Below are 13596 nucleotides of genomic sequence, written 5' to 3' on the forward strand. Positions count from 1 at the left end.
GCAGACGGAGACGTACGCGGGACAGGTGGTGGGTGAGAACCAGCCCCGACGGCACGCCCGTCGGGACACGCGCTCACTGCGCTCGCGGGACGCTGATGTCCCGCACGTCGCCGCCACAGGTGGGACAGCGCATCGGCTGTGTCTCGGCGTCGGTACGCCTGCCGCAGTCGAGACACTCGAACGTCCGGACGTTCGGCGTGTCGTACGGGTCGTGTGGCATCGTATCAAGTCGTTTGGTAGCACGGGTCATAAACCGGTGGACCGATTCCAGCCGCGTGGGAACGCGCTCGCGGGCGACCGACGGGGACGCGAGCGCTTTTGTCCTCCCCGAACCAGACCCGAACGTGAACGCGCGGCTCGTACACGAACACGACGGGGGGACCCGGACGCTCGCCTCGCGGGTCGAAGTCGCGGAGTCGAAACTGGCGCAGGCACGCGGACTGATGTTCCGCCGGTCCGTCCCCGACAACTTCGCACTCGTCTTCCCGTTCGACGGGGTCGAGCGGCGGAGCCTCCATATGGTCTGCGTCCCGTTCCCCATCGACGCGGTGTGGCTCTGCGGAGAGGAAGTCGGCCAGGTCAAACGGCTCGGGGCGTGGACGGGCCTCGGCTGGGGCCGGGCGGACTGTGTGGTCGAGTTGCCGGCGGGTGCCGCCAGCGACGTCGCAGTCGGCGACCGAATCCGCGTCGTCGACGGGTGAGCGGGCACGACGCCGGCGAACTGTTCCCAAACCGGCCGATTTATAACGAGGGGCACGTATCGTCCCCTTACAATGTCGGAACACACCCCGACGGAGGATAGAGGAAGTCGCCGCGAGGCGGCTGGCTGTGAAATTCCCCGGCGAGACTGACCGACAGGACCCCATTTTGACAGACACCAACCTCTTCGAGGGTAGCGACGGCTCCCTCGTCTCCGACACGACGGTACAGTTGCTCGACACCACGCTGCGCGACGGCGAACAGGCGCCCGGCATCTCGCTGACGCCGAGCGAGAAGGCCGACATCGCCCGCGCGCTCGACCGTGCGGAGGTGCAGTACATCGAAGCCGGCAGCGCCTGCACCGGTACGGGCGAGCGCGAGACCATCCGGAAGGTGACGTCGCTGGACCTCGACGCGACGGTGACCTCGTTCTGCCGCGGCATCCAGACGGACGTCGACCTGGCGCTCGACTGTGGCGTCGACGGCATCAACCTCGTCGTCCCCGCGAGCGCGCGGCACATCGAGGACAAGGTCGGGACGACGTACGAGGACAACGTCGCCTCGACCGAGGAACTGGTCGAGTACGCCAAAGACCACGGCCTCTGGGTCGAAGTCATCGGCGAAGACGGGTCCCGGGCGGACCTCGACTACCTCGAAGAGCTCCTGGGCAGCGCGCTCAACGCGGGGGCGGACCGCATCTGTTTCGCGGACACGGTCGGCCACGCGGGGCCCGAGCGCGCCTACGAGGCGGTCTCGCGGCTCTCGAAGCTCGGTCCCACCGGTACCCACACCCACGACGACCTCGGGCTGGGGATGACGAACGTCTACGCCTCGCTGAAGGCGGGGGCGGACCTCGTCCACTGCACGGTCAACGGCATCGGCGAGCGTGCGGGCAACGTCGCCATCGAGGAGGTGGCCATCGCGCTGCACCACGTCTACGGCGTCGACACGGTCAAACTCGACGAACTGTACGACCTCGCACAGGTCGTCTCCCGGCGGACGGGCGTCGAACTCCCGCCGAACAAGGCCGTCGTCGGGCAGAACGCCTTCACCCACGAGAGCGGCATCCACACCGACGGCACCCTGAAGGACGACGCGATGTACGAGCCATATCCGCCGGAGACAGTGGGTCGGGAGCGCCGACTCGTCCTCGGCAAGCACGCGGGACGGGCCGGCGTGCGGGCCGCGCTCGACGAACACGACGTCGACGTCTCGACGAACGAACTCGAACAAATCGTCCAGCGCGTGAAGGAACTCGGCGACCGGGGCAAGCGCGTCACCGACGCCGACCTCCTCACCATCGCGGAGGACGTCCAGGGGCGCGAGCGTGACCGCCGGGTCGAACTCGTCGACCTCACGGCCGCCTCCGGTGGACGGACCCCCACCGCGAGCGTCCGTCTCCTCGTCGACGGCGAGGAGCGGGTGGCGAGCGGGACCGGGTCGGGACCGGTCGACGCCGCCGTCGAGGCCGTCCGCGCCGCGCTCACCGCCAGCGCCGACGCCGAACTGGAATCGTACCACGTCGACGCCATCACCGGCGGGACCGACGCGATGGTCACCGTCGAGGTGGAGATGTCCCGCGGCGACCGCTCCGTCACCGTGGCCGCCTCCGACGCCGACATCACCCGCGCGAGCGTCGAGGCGATGGTCGACGCGCTCGACCGCCTGCTCGTGGCCGACTCGACGCACGTCCCGGCCGACGACTGACGACCCCACACGCCTCGCCACGCGGACGACGGGACACGACGAGGAGGTGGGCGGGAGTCGCCCGCCGCGTGTGGTGCGGCGGGGTGAGTCGGCGCGTGCGAGCGCCGACGCCCGCTGGCGACGTCGGTCCCGCCGTCACACGCGCCGGTGGCGCAGTGCCGTGATTTATCCATCGCGAGCCGTAGGTTGGGACGTGCCATCGGAGCAGTCCACGCCGTTCCTCTCCGCCGCTGCCGTCGTCGCGTTGCTCGGCTGTCTCCTCGTCACGGCGACGCCGCTCGTCGCCGGGGCGAACCGGGCGTTCGTCGGGAGCATCGTCACGAGCGGCCTCCTGGGGGTCGTGTTCGCCGGACAGAACCTCCGACTCTACCGGGCGCAGTCGGCTCCCTCGGTCCCAGCCGCGACGCTGACCGTCGTCTTCGGCGGGTGGTTCATGCTCGCACCGCTGTTGTACGACGTCGGGTTCGTCGCGACGGCCGGAACGCAGTTCGGCGGCCTGCTCGTCGCGTCGTTCGCGCTGTACATGCTCGTGTCCGCCGTCACCCCACCGCGCTGACGCCGAAGCGACGTGTAAAAGTCGGACGCGTCCGTACGCTCGTCCGTGCCGGAGTATCTCGTCGAGGTGAAGCAGTCGGCGCGGAAGTCGAACGCCGCCGTCGGGAGCGTCGTCTGCCAGCGTGGCGCCTCCCACCGGTTCGACTCCCGCGACGAGGCCGAAGCGTGGGCGGCCGGCCTCGCCGGCGACGACGCACACGTCTGGATCCGTGCCGCGAACCCGGACGACCGCTCCGACGTCGACGCGTACCTCGTCGGGTGGCTCCACCGGGGGACCGCACCGCTCGACGGGACGTTCGGCGCGGACGCCGACGCCACCGAGCGTCCGGGCGGAGACGAGCACGAACAGGCGTGGCTGGCCGACTACGAACGCGTCGCCGAGTCCGCCGACGACACGACGGGACGGCGCGGGGGCGAACGCATCACCGACTGGCTCGCGTCACAGTGAGTCGCCACAGCCGGGACACGCGTCGGGATACCGTCGGCCGTCGACGACGGAGAGGCCGTACTCGGCGTTGTTCGGTGCTTCGCGGTAGATGCGGTCGCCGCAGGTGTCACAGGTCTTCATGAGGGTCGAACGATGGCCGGGTCGATGCACACGGGTCACATCAGCGTTTCGGCGCCGTTGTCTTCGCTGAGAGTCGGCAGCCTCGACACACAGGAGAGACACGCCCGCGCCGGCCGCATGGTCGAAGTCCGACTTCAGGAGGCCGGCGCGGGCGCGTGGTCAGAGAGGCCAGTTCGCCGGTTCACGAGCCGACCCCATTGTGTGTCCCGGTTCGAAGCCGATGTCGGCCACGCGGTCAGTCGTCTGCCGGGTCGACCCGCGAGACCGGGCTACACACCGGAACCTGGGGCGGGGAGAAGAGCACGAACGGTACGTCCGTCTCGTGGATGCGGTCCTCGTAGCACGTCTCACACTCGGTGAAACCCGCGTCGTGTGCCGACGCGCGTGAGAGCGCCCGCGACGAAGGCGGACAGTGACGGCAGCGGAGGCTCGTATGGAAGACGGCCGAACTGCCAGCGCGTGGAACGTAGACGGTTGAAGATCGCGACGGCGGCATTGTAACGTCTGTCCACTCAGAGTCGGTCACAGATGTTATACGCTCGCATCCGAGCATCAATGTTGAGAATTATGGAATAAATTCAACAATTCGTGAACGAACACCGTCTACTCGGAACGGCGGTGGGCGTGACCAGCTCGTGTTGCACGACGTATCGTCGTCCTCGCCGACGAGGTCCAGTCGGCCGAGGTCGATGGAGAACCAGCTGAGGCGTCGAGCGAACCGAGTCTGGACGTGGTCCGCGTCGGGAGCCGGAACGGGGAGCGGCCCAAACGTCGCCCGCGACCCCTGTGACGATACCGTCGATACGAGCCGAATCCACTATTCTGTCAGAACAGATCGTGTGGCATCAGTTCCAGCCGACACATGTCGTGGAGCCGTCAGAGTCCGTTATCACCGATCATCCGATATCAGCGGTGCGAGGCGCTCTCGATTCACGAGAGCGGTGATTCGCCGAACCGACTGAGCCCCGGCACTTCTCAGCGTCGTAGAATATGCGTTCACGCATATATGTTTCTTTATAAAGATAATGAAAAATTATTATATATACTGAATGCAATAATACGGTAGTCATGACGAAGCACTGTGACCAGATCCGTGACCAAATTCGGGAACTCGAGGAGAAGGCGGAGTGGCTTCAGACGTTGGGCCTCACCAGTCTGGGACTCGTCTTCCTGGTCAAGCAGGTACAGGCAGAGATCGCGGAGAGAGAAGCGGAGTTGAAAGAGTGTGACCCACAGGAGAGCCCTGCCCTCTCAGATCCGAAGGTCTTCGGTTCCGAGGTGACGCAAGGCCTACCGGAGTACGAACTCGTGGCCGGGAAGGATACGTTGGCACGCGTTTTCGTCGGCGCCAAACAGCCGGTCGTATTGCCGCTTGCCGAGAGCGAATCCACGGACGAGTACGGGTCGCCCTCGGCGGAGTCGCAGTTCGGCGGGCTATCGTTCCCGGATGGCTCACACTTCGACGTGCCCGTACACGGGTCATCGCAGCTCGATTTTGCCACGCTCACCATCTCTGGTCCGGGTGGACTCAACTTCGAAGTCCCAGGCCAGATGTCCGAGCACTTCACGAACACCGCGAAGAGCCTTTCCGAAGAGGACAATGTCAACTTCTACATCGACGGTGATCAGGTCGCGCGCGTCGGGTCGTACCGCCTCGTGGCACGATTCTACCGCGACGGCATCCTCGTCGGTACCAACGACCTGGGCACCCACCGGTTCAACGACACCAAAGACTTGCGGCTGCTGATCACCGTCGATACGTTCCCGATGTCGGTGGAGGCGTGGTCTACCGTGTTTGACGCACTGGAGTTCCTCCAGCGCAACATGCCCGTTCGAGCAGGTATCGCACCGATGGATAGCGACCTCTCGGCAGGCCTTCGGTTCTACGTCGACCCCGAGCCGTTCGACCCGGACTGGCCCGCGTGGGGACCCGTGAAACAGCGCTTCACGGGTTTCAACCAGGAGCAGGCCGCGAACGGTAGCCCGGACGTTGCAGACAAGGTGATGACAGTGAGGACACAGCAAACACAGGAAGGACCCCTGGGAGGGACGGCCCAGATGCCGGGGGACGTGTCAGGAGTCGTTCTCAATGTCAACCCACCGGGAGACAGTTACTTCGCCACCATTGTGAGCCAAGAGATCGGGCACAACTTCGACCTCGGGCACGCTCAGGACCCCCAAATCCCGGCAGAGTCCGCGTTCGACCTTCTGCACAGGAAATCCCTCTCCGCAGCACGGAACGTGATGTACAATCCGGTTGGCAGCAACGAGTTCTGCCTGTTCAGTGCCCAAGATTGGAGTACGCTCCGAAAGGGACTGTTACAGCTAAACTCGACGGGGCCAGAGTGAGACGCGTCGTTAGTCCTTGGCCTCGTGACGACGGGTTCGTGTCTCGAAGTTCACCTATCACGGCCCTCCGAGGGTTCGGACAGAGCGGAGGAGTACACGACTCGGGCGACTCGCAGTCTCGCACCACTCGTCGGAACAGGGTCGAAAGAAGCGCCGAGGGTGAGATTTGAACTCACGTGTCCGAATGGACAGTAGATTTCGAATCTACCGCCTTGGCCAGGCTAGGCTACCTCGGCTCACTCGACAGTGGACGGCGAGGTAAGTAATGGGTTTCGGTTTCCGAAAGTGACACACAGCGGGGGGGTTCGTCGACTCAGGAGTCGACGACGAGGTAGGTGCGTGCGCCGCGGCGTTCCAGCGAACACTCGACGGCGTCGAGCCCCTGCATGCGGACGTAGTCGTCGACGGTGTCGGCCGGAAGTTCGGTGATTTCGATGCGGCGGCGGGTTCTGAGCTCACGGGTGTCGTTCGCGGCGAGCATAGTAACGAGGAGGGTGCGGATCGGCTTGTAGCTCTGCCTAGCGCGGTGAAAGTGAAAGTACGGGACTGCGAGGCCACCGCGAGTGAGGGCGTCACTGGCGCGTCACGCGCTCGAGACAGTCGCACTCGTCGGCACTCACACGCTGCTCGATTCGGGCTGGCGTCCCAGTGATATCACTCATTTTACACAACAGCTATTATCGCGAACGGAGTATTCGAACGTGGAGGGATACACAGTCACACGCTCCCTCCCATTCCCTCGCGTCGTCGGCCGCTGAGCCGTCGCTGGCGTCAGCCACGTCCGGACGGCCACTCCTTCACCCGTCGACGTCGTCGCCCACCGCGTCGTCGGTCGACTCCGGCCCCGACAGGTGCGACGTGTCCGCGAGGATGTCGACGTCCCAGCCCCAGGGGTACGAAGCGAGTCTGGTGACGCCGGCGAGTGGCGTCGGTGTCTCTCTCCGACCGGTGAACGCGGCGACGACGCTGGCGACGGTGAGGCCGTGGCCGACGAAGAGACTCGTCTCGGGGCTGTCGCCGAGAAGTCGTCTGACCGCCCGGACGGTTCTCTCTGTGGCCTCCGTGTCGGTTTCGGGGTAGTTCGGGCGGAGCACCGAGTCGTGCGTGGGGTCGACGGTGTCGAACCGCTCGGCGAGTTTCCGGGGCGTCAGTACCGACGGCGCGACGTCAAACCACGCGGGGTTGAGGTGCTCGGAGAGGCCGTGGTCGACGAACACGGGTCGGTCGAGCGCGCGGGCGACGAGGTGGGCCGTCTCCGTCGCCCGGACGAACGGCGAGGCGTAGATGGCTTCGACGCCCTGTCCGCGGAGGCGCTCGCCGACCCGTTCGGCCTGCCAGCGCCCTCGCTCGGTCAGCGGCGGGTCGTGCGGCCTGTCGGCGTCTTCCGCCCACGAGGGGTCCACCTCGTCGCGGCGCTCCCCATGCCGGACGAGCCACAGGACACGACTCATGCCCCTACTCACGGGGGAGCGGAGTATGTATGTTGTGTCGCCACCCGCCGCACGGGGAGCCGCCCGAGTCGGACCGATGTCTCACCGACCCGGGACAGGAGGACGCCGGTACGCCGTCGTCGGGCCCTCTCAGAAGAGATGGTCGTCGACACGCGTGGCCGGGCCGCCGACGTGCCAGACCCGCGACTCCAAGCCGAGCGACTCCACCTCCGCGGCGACCCGGTCGGCGTGCCGTGCCGTGGTGTTCAGATACGCCGTCGCGCCGGTGTCCGACGAGAAGTAGACGGGCAGGCCCTCCTCGCGGAGGCGACCGGCGAGGTCGTACAGGCGAACCGTCTCGGGCCGCCAGTAGAGCCAGCCGTCGGGGCCGGTCATCGTCGTCGCGAGGAGGCTCAGCGAGTCCCGTTCGGCGAGCGCGAACGTGCTCGCGAAATCACCACGGCGAATCGCGTCTCTGACCGCCGCGAGCGTCTCGTGGACGGACGCGAGGCGGGCCTCGAAGAACGGCGAGGCGGGCGTCTCGGCGTGGGCGCGCGAGGTCCGCTTGTACGCGGGGACGAGTCCGACGACCATCCGGACGTCCTCGGTGAACGCCGCGTCCAGACGCTCGCCCACGCAGTCGTCTGCCGGGAGTCGCGCGCGGAGTTGCGCGTACCCGCCGGGGACGCTGCGGGCCGCAGACGTCGCCCCACGCCGCGCGAGCGCCGACAACTCGGAGCGCGAGAGCGACAGGTCGGCGGCCGCGGTGGCCGCGACGGCGAGCGCCGCGTACGCCGACGCCGACGCACCCAGGCCGACGTTCGAGGCGAACGTGTTCACCGACTCGACCCGCGCGCCCGACGCGAGTTCGGCGCGGTCACGGACCACGTCGAGGACGGTACGGACACGGTCGAACCCCTCGTCGTCGACCGGGTCGCCGTCGACGAGGCACGTGTCGGAGTCGTGGCCGAACTCGACGGTCGTGCGCGTCTCCGAAGGTGCAGTACAGACCGAGATGGAGTCGTGGTACGGGACGTTCCGCGTCCGGTCACGGAGTCCGTGATACTTGACGAGTCCCTGAATCGGGTGGGCGCGGCCGGTCGCTTTCATCGGATGAGCGTCACTGTCATAGTGTGTCCGGAGTCGTCTCCGCCCGCGCGCCGACGCTACGGGGCCAGTCGACGGGGGTGATCGGATACGTGTGTCTCCAGTGGCCCGGGGCTCATAACTGTGCGCGGCGGCGACGGACGGGTGCGAGACAGGGGGCCACAGGACGCGACTGAACGCCGCACCCGGGCGTGACAACGCGCCACACGTTTAATAGCTGTCCGGGCCCTTGTCGCGACATGACACGGCACCACACGGCGTACGTCGAGACGCTGGTCCACGTGAACTGTGGGAACTGCGACGGCTACTGGGGGCTGAGCGACATCGACGTCGACGAAATCACGGCCGAGCAGTGGTACTGCACCCACTGCGGGCACGAGGCGGAACTCGGCGAACTGGTCCGAGGCGACTGAACGCGACCGACACCCACCGATGAAGATATACACCAAACGCGGCGACGAGGGACAGACCGACCTGCGAGACATGTCGCGGGTCTCCAAGGCGAGCCCACGCATCGAGGCGTACGGCAACGTCGACGAACTGAACAGCCTCGTCGGACGGGTCCGCCCGACCGGCTACGACGACGTCGACGAGTGGCTCCGGGAGATACAGAACCACCTCCACATCCTCCAGGCCGACTTCGCCAACCCCGACCCCGACGAGGATGACCCCGTCGTCCGGGCGGAACACACAGAACAGCTCGAGACGTGGATCGACACCGCCGACGAGGAACTCGAACCGCTGACGGCGTTCATCCTCCCAGGCGGGGGCGACGCCGGCGCGCGACTCCACCACGCCAGAGCGGTGTGTCGGCGCGCCGAACGCCGTGCCATCGTCCTCATGCAGGACGAGCCGATCAACGACGAGACGGTGGCGTATCTGAACCGACTCTCCGACCTCCTGTTCGTGCTCGCTCGCCTCGTGAACGCGCGCGACGGCGTGCCCGAGGAGAACCCGACGTACTGATACTGGGGGGAGCGACGCTTCCCCGTCGACTCGGTGGGAAACAACGGCTATGTACCGAGCACACGTACCGCACGGTATGACCGACGAGGACGCTCGCGACGCCGGCGGAGACGCCCTCAACGACAGTCCGGACCGAGGGCGCGAGCACATCGAAGTGCTCAGAGAGACGATCGACCGTAACCGCGACAGCGGCTGGGAACAGTACAGCGAGCGGTACCGCTTCACCGTCGTCGGCGACGGGCGGATACGGGTCTCGGCCGTCGACCGGAAGCCGACGCCGGGGCGCGCGATGGAGACCACGGTCGACCACGTCGTGAGCGTCGAGGGCGGCGTCGCGGTCGACTGCAACTGCTTCGCCGCACGGCGGCGGTTCGACCAGCAGTCGTGTCGGCACATGCGTGCCGTCGACGCCCACCCGTTCATCTGAGGTGCGCCCGCTGCGGCGTCGAGGCCCGGCGGACGGGCAGTCGCCCAATGCGCGGACGGAGGGCGCCGCCGGGTCCTAGAAGAGGTCGCGCTCCTCGTACACCTCGGCCGCCTCGCGCACGTGCGCCGCGTTGATCTCGGCGTCGTACTCCTCCTCGAGTTCGTCGGCGATGGCGAGTAGCTTCTCCTTCTCGGCACCGCTGGGACGGAGCGCGTTGTAGATTTCGAGGATGCGGTCGTCCGGGACGGCCGTCAGTTCGGCGGCCCGACGGAAGTTCCGTGCGAGCTGCGGTCGACCGGCGTCCTCTGCGATTCGGGCCTGCTTCTCCAGCGTCTCCGGCGCGATAACCAGTTCCGAGCCGTCGACTTCGCCGTCGACGATTTTCTCGAGCGTGATGTCCGAGAGCTTGGTCCCGGCGGGCGTTTCGACGTCGTCCGGGTTGTCCGCGAGCGGGTAGTGAATGTCGTCTGCCATGGTTACTCGAAGGCCACCTCCATCTCCATCGGGGGTTTGTTCTCGTCTTTCAACTGCATCTCCTTGATGTGCCAGAGCGCCGCGAGCGCCTGGTACTTCGGGCGCGTCATCGGGTCGTTGGCGACCGGCACGGGTTCGGGCGTCTCGCCCTTGGCGTACAGCGCCGCGTTCTTGCCGATGGCCCGGAACGTCTCGAGGTCGATGAGCGGCGCCTGCGGGAACAGCTCCAGGTTGCTGAGCGGGACGAGGTCCTCCTGGTGGATGAGCGTCGTCCCACGGGTCTGGATGCCGATCGAGATTCCCGACCCGCTGAGCTTCGCTCCCCGGAGCCCGATGACGCCGAGGTCGAGGCTGTCGTGGAACCGCACGACGCGGGCGGAGAGGCCCTCCTCTTCGATGCCGGCCATCATCTCGCGGAGCGCGTCCGCGAGTTTGACGCCCGAGAGCGTCTCGTCTTTCATCTCGCCGAACCCGACGCTGATGGCGATGACCACCTCGTCGGTGTCGGTTCCCTCCTCGGCCTCGCCGGCCTCCGTGAGCACCAGTTTCCGTTCGTGCTGCTGTGCCTGGGCCATCTCAGATGTCCTCCGGGTCGACCGCGAACCGGACCTTCTTCTTCTCCTCCCAGGCGTCGCCTTCGAGTCGGTGACCCGTCCCGGGACCCTGGTACTCGTTGGGGTCGTTGACGGCACTGATGACGTCGAACTCGCCGTCACCCAGGAAGATGCCGGACGTCTGGATGTAGTCGCCGGCGACGCGACCTTTGAGCATACCGAGCATGTTCTCGGCGATGTCCTCGAAGCCGTTCGCGGCCAGTATCTTCACCACGTCCGCGCCGGTCACGCCCTCTTCCATCAGTTCCTCCGCGGCCTTGATGTCCTCGGAGACGCTGCGGTCGGGCATGTCCTTGCTGCCGTCTGCGTAGATGGCGGCTTCGACCTCCTCGTCGGAGATGGGTGGGAACCCGAGTTCCTCGAAGACGACCTGGAGCGCCTTGACGGCCCGTTCGCGGTACTCGAGGACCGTCTCCTCGTCGACCGGTTTCGTGCCCCCTTCGACCTGCAGGTCCCGCTGGAGGATGTTGTACTCGTCGAAGTCGTAGGAGTCGAACGTCGACCCCGCGAACATGTTGTCGTAGTTCGGGACGGCGCTGTAGCCCGAGAAGATGAAGTCGGTGCCGGCGAGGAACTGCGGCATCATCCGGGCCGTCCGACGCTTCTCCGAGTGGGTGAACGTCTGGTCGTTTCCGGAGGCGACTTCGAGGTCGGCCATCATCGTGATGAGGTTCTCGGCCGCCACCTCTTTGACGCCTGCCGGGACCGACGTGGGGATGGCGATACAGCTGATGCCGCCGTTCTGGAGGCCCTGGACGCCACAGCCCTTGGTGACGAGGATGCAGCGCGTCTCGAGGTAGAGCATCGACTTGCCCTCGGCCTGGCCCATGTTGAGTTCCGAGCCGGCGCCGGAGGTGTACCGCATCTTCAACCCCCGCGACGCGTACCCCGACGCCAGGAACGCTTTCGACCACGGCGTGTCGTCGCCGTCTTTGAAGACGTCCTCGGTCCCGTACACGGACACGGTCTCGGCGTAGCTCGTCATCCCGCGCATGCCGAGTTCGAGTTCGGTCGCCTCCTCGACGGCACACTGCGGCAAGGTACCGCCGCGGCCGGTCTGGGCACCGATCTGGAGCGCGAGTGCGTTCAGCGGCGCCATCCGCGCGACGCCGACGGTCGTCTCGACCTCGTAGAAGCCGCGGAGGGTGGCCTCGGCCGCGTCGGCCGCAATCTGCGGCGCGTTGTCCTTGAGGCTCGTGACGTGCGCCTGGTTGCCCGGCGTCTGTCGCGTCCGCATCTTCTTCATCGCCATGATGATCTCGGCAATGTCGAGGTGGTTGACCACCTCGGTCAGTTTCGCGGGCGTCATGGCGGTCGACAGTTCGACGATTTCCGAACGCGGGACGTTGATGTCGACGAGTTTGCGGGCGAACTCCAGGGAGTCCGTCGCCATGGCCTCTTCGGCCTTCTCGACGTCGAGCGCGTAGTCGGCGATGAACCGGTCGATGAAGTCGAACTCCTCGCGGGTCTTCCCGTCCATCTCGACGATCTGTCCGTCCTCGACCGTCACGCTGGGGTCGGGGTCGTTCGGGCTCTCCATGGCGACGAACCCGACCTCCGGCCACTCGTTGACGAACCCGTCCTTGGTGACCTCACGCTCGTCGAGCGCCTCGAACCGCTTCGAGCGTTTGGGTGTCGTCTCCTCGACCTCCCCCGACCCGTCAGTACGCGGTGTGGTGTCGTCTGACGTTTCGTTGTCTGACATTACGGATGCGTACAGGGGAGCAACCGGCATATATGTTCACAGTTAATTATGGGGAATAAAGCAACGAAGTAATATCTAGTACAACTCTGCTTGTGTACGACGACGGATTCGGTGGTCGAGAGGGACGACTGGTCGCTGGGAAAGGTATTTTCCACCAGCGTCGTACGTCACCTCATGGCATACACCGCGGGTGTAGATATCGGGAACTCGAGCACCGAGGTGGCGCTCTTGCGGACGTCGGCGGATGGAACACACGAGTTCGTCGCCAGTTCCCTGTATCGGACGACGGGGCTGAAAGGGACGAAGAAGAACGTCCCCGGGGTGGTGAACGCGCTCTCACGGGCCGCGAGGAGTGCGGGAATCGACGTCGACGAGATCGACCGCGTCCTGCTCAACGAGGCGGCCCCGGTCATCGGCGACGTGGCGATGGAGACCATCACCGAGACGGTCATCACGGAGTCGACGATGATCGGTCACGACCCGTCGACGCCGGGTGGGGTCGGACTCGGCAGAGGGACGTCGGTCGAGATCACGGCGGACAGAGCCGACCACGACTCCGACGACCCGGTCGTGTTTCTCGTTCCCGAGACGGTCGACTTCGCAGTCGCCGCCGAACTCGTCAACGAGTGGGTCGACGACGGGTACGAGGTGAACGGGGCCATCGTCCAGCGGGACGACGCCGTGTTGATCCACAACCGCATCGACGTGGAGATACCCATCGTCGACGAGGTGTCCGACCTCGACAAGATTCCCCGTGGTCAGCCGACCGCCGTCGAGGTGGCTCCCCAGGCGACCGGGAAGTCCATCGACGAACTCTCGAACCCGTACGGCATCGCGACGGTGTTCGACCTCTCGCCGGAGGAGACACAGAAGATCATCCCGGTCGCGCGGGCACTCGTGGGGAACAAGTCCGCAGTCGTCATCAAGACCCCGAGCGGCGACGTCGAGGAGCGGACCATCCCGGCCGGGAAGCTCCAGATAATCAACGAACGTGG

General features: G+C 66.3%; 16 protein-coding genes, 1 tRNA gene and 1 pseudogene. 9 read left to right on the forward strand and 9 right to left on the reverse strand.

Annotated features, from left to right (window positions below):
* Window positions 1-73 precede the first annotated feature (73 nt).
* Window positions 74-220, reverse strand: a complete 147-nt coding sequence (locus tag ACESK5_RS10855) for a rubrerythrin-like domain-containing protein (protein WP_372911586.1) — start codon at window positions 218-220, stop codon at window positions 74-76.
* A gap of 124 nt (window positions 221-344) precedes the next feature.
* Here ACESK5_RS10855 and ACESK5_RS10860 point away from each other — a divergent pair, with 124 nt between their 5' ends.
* From ACESK5_RS10860 to ACESK5_RS10875, 4 genes are all read left to right on the forward strand, one after another.
* On the forward strand, window positions 345-701 hold the full coding sequence (locus tag ACESK5_RS10860) for a DUF192 domain-containing protein (protein WP_372911587.1): 357 nt from the start codon (window positions 345-347) through the stop codon (window positions 699-701).
* 166 nt (window positions 702-867) lie between these two features.
* Window positions 868-2406, forward strand: coding sequence for a (R)-citramalate synthase (locus tag ACESK5_RS10865; RefSeq protein WP_372911588.1), 1539 nt, complete (start codon window positions 868-870; stop codon window positions 2404-2406).
* 193 nt (window positions 2407-2599) lie between these two features.
* On the forward strand, window positions 2600-2962 hold the full coding sequence (locus ACESK5_RS10870) for a hypothetical protein (RefSeq protein WP_372911589.1): 363 nt from the start codon (window positions 2600-2602) through the stop codon (window positions 2960-2962).
* 45 nt (window positions 2963-3007) lie between these two features.
* Window positions 3008-3409, forward strand: a complete 402-nt coding sequence (locus ACESK5_RS10875; protein WP_372911590.1) for a hypothetical protein — start codon at window positions 3008-3010, stop codon at window positions 3407-3409.
* Here the strand turns inward: ACESK5_RS10875 and ACESK5_RS10880 are convergent.
* The gene (locus tag ACESK5_RS10880) at window positions 3401-3529 is read right to left on the reverse strand and encodes a hypothetical protein (protein WP_372911591.1); all 129 of its coding nucleotides are present in this window, start codon (window positions 3527-3529) and stop codon (window positions 3401-3403) included. The genes ACESK5_RS10875 and ACESK5_RS10880 overlap by 9 nt on opposite strands.
* 1068 nt (window positions 3530-4597) lie before the next feature.
* Here ACESK5_RS10880 and ACESK5_RS10885 point away from each other — a divergent pair.
* On the forward strand, window positions 4598-5878 hold the full coding sequence (locus tag ACESK5_RS10885) for a hypothetical protein (protein ID WP_372911592.1): 1281 nt from the start codon (window positions 4598-4600) through the stop codon (window positions 5876-5878).
* A gap of 151 nt (window positions 5879-6029) precedes the next feature.
* On the opposite strand, the gene ACESK5_RS10890 is transcribed toward ACESK5_RS10885, so the two are convergent.
* The 4 genes from ACESK5_RS10890 to ACESK5_RS10905 form a co-directional block, all read right to left on the reverse strand.
* Window positions 6030-6114, reverse strand: a tRNA-Ser gene (locus ACESK5_RS10890).
* 77 nt (window positions 6115-6191) lie between these two features.
* Window positions 6192-6359, reverse strand: a complete 168-nt coding sequence (locus ACESK5_RS10895; protein WP_372911593.1) for a hypothetical protein — start codon at window positions 6357-6359, stop codon at window positions 6192-6194.
* A gap of 316 nt (window positions 6360-6675) precedes the next feature.
* Complete coding sequence (locus ACESK5_RS10900) at window positions 6676-7329, reverse strand: histidine phosphatase family protein (RefSeq protein ID WP_372911594.1); 654 nt, start codon at window positions 7327-7329, stop codon at window positions 6676-6678.
* A 129-nt stretch (window positions 7330-7458) separates the two neighbouring features.
* Entirely contained in the window at window positions 7459-8418 is a 960-nt protein-coding gene (locus ACESK5_RS10905; protein WP_372911595.1) for a diphosphomevalonate decarboxylase, read from the reverse strand.
* Window positions 8419-8654: 236 nt separating this feature from the next.
* Here ACESK5_RS10905 and ACESK5_RS10910 point away from each other — a divergent pair, with 236 nt between their 5' ends.
* The 3 genes from ACESK5_RS10910 (at window position 8655) to ACESK5_RS10920 (ending at window position 9808) form a co-directional block, all read left to right on the forward strand.
* A complete protein-coding gene (locus ACESK5_RS10910) occupies window positions 8655-8828 on the forward strand; it encodes a hypothetical protein (protein WP_372911596.1) in 174 nt (57 codons plus the stop codon).
* A gap of 19 nt (window positions 8829-8847) precedes the next feature.
* Window positions 8848-9381 carry a cob(I)yrinic acid a,c-diamide adenosyltransferase gene (locus tag ACESK5_RS10915; RefSeq protein ID WP_372911597.1) on the forward strand — a complete coding sequence of 178 codons (534 nt, stop codon included), beginning with the start codon at window positions 8848-8850 and terminating at the stop codon, window positions 9379-9381.
* A gap of 76 nt (window positions 9382-9457) precedes the next feature.
* On the forward strand, window positions 9458-9808 hold the full coding sequence (locus tag ACESK5_RS10920; RefSeq protein WP_372911598.1) for a hypothetical protein: 351 nt from the start codon (window positions 9458-9460) through the stop codon (window positions 9806-9808).
* Between the two features lie 75 nt (window positions 9809-9883).
* On the opposite strand, the gene ACESK5_RS10925 is transcribed toward ACESK5_RS10920, so the two are convergent.
* The 3 genes from ACESK5_RS10925 to ACESK5_RS10935 are packed head-to-tail and all read right to left on the reverse strand — an operon-like array spanning window position 9884 to window position 12601.
* Window positions 9884-10282 (reverse strand): diol dehydratase small subunit, encoded by a 399-nt coding sequence (locus ACESK5_RS10925; protein WP_372911599.1) that lies wholly within the window; start codon window positions 10280-10282, stop codon window positions 9884-9886.
* Window positions 10283-10284: 2 nt separating this feature from the next.
* On the reverse strand, window positions 10285-10857 hold the full coding sequence (locus ACESK5_RS10930) for a propanediol/glycerol family dehydratase medium subunit (RefSeq protein ID WP_372911600.1): 573 nt from the start codon (window positions 10855-10857) through the stop codon (window positions 10285-10287).
* A gap of 1 nt (window position 10858) precedes the next feature.
* Window positions 10859-12601 carry a propanediol/glycerol family dehydratase large subunit gene (locus ACESK5_RS10935; protein ID WP_372911601.1) on the reverse strand — a complete coding sequence of 581 codons (1743 nt, stop codon included), beginning with the start codon at window positions 12599-12601 and terminating at the stop codon, window positions 10859-10861.
* Between the two features lie 174 nt (window positions 12602-12775).
* On the opposite strand from ACESK5_RS10935, the pseudogene ACESK5_RS10940 reads away from it, so the two are divergent.
* Window positions 12776-13596 (forward strand): annotated as a pseudogene (locus ACESK5_RS10940) (diol dehydratase reactivase subunit alpha); the annotation flags it as partial.

The organism is Salinigranum sp., assembly GCF_041641895.1.
Lineage (GTDB): Archaea > Halobacteriota > Halobacteria > Halobacteriales > Haloferacaceae > Salinigranum.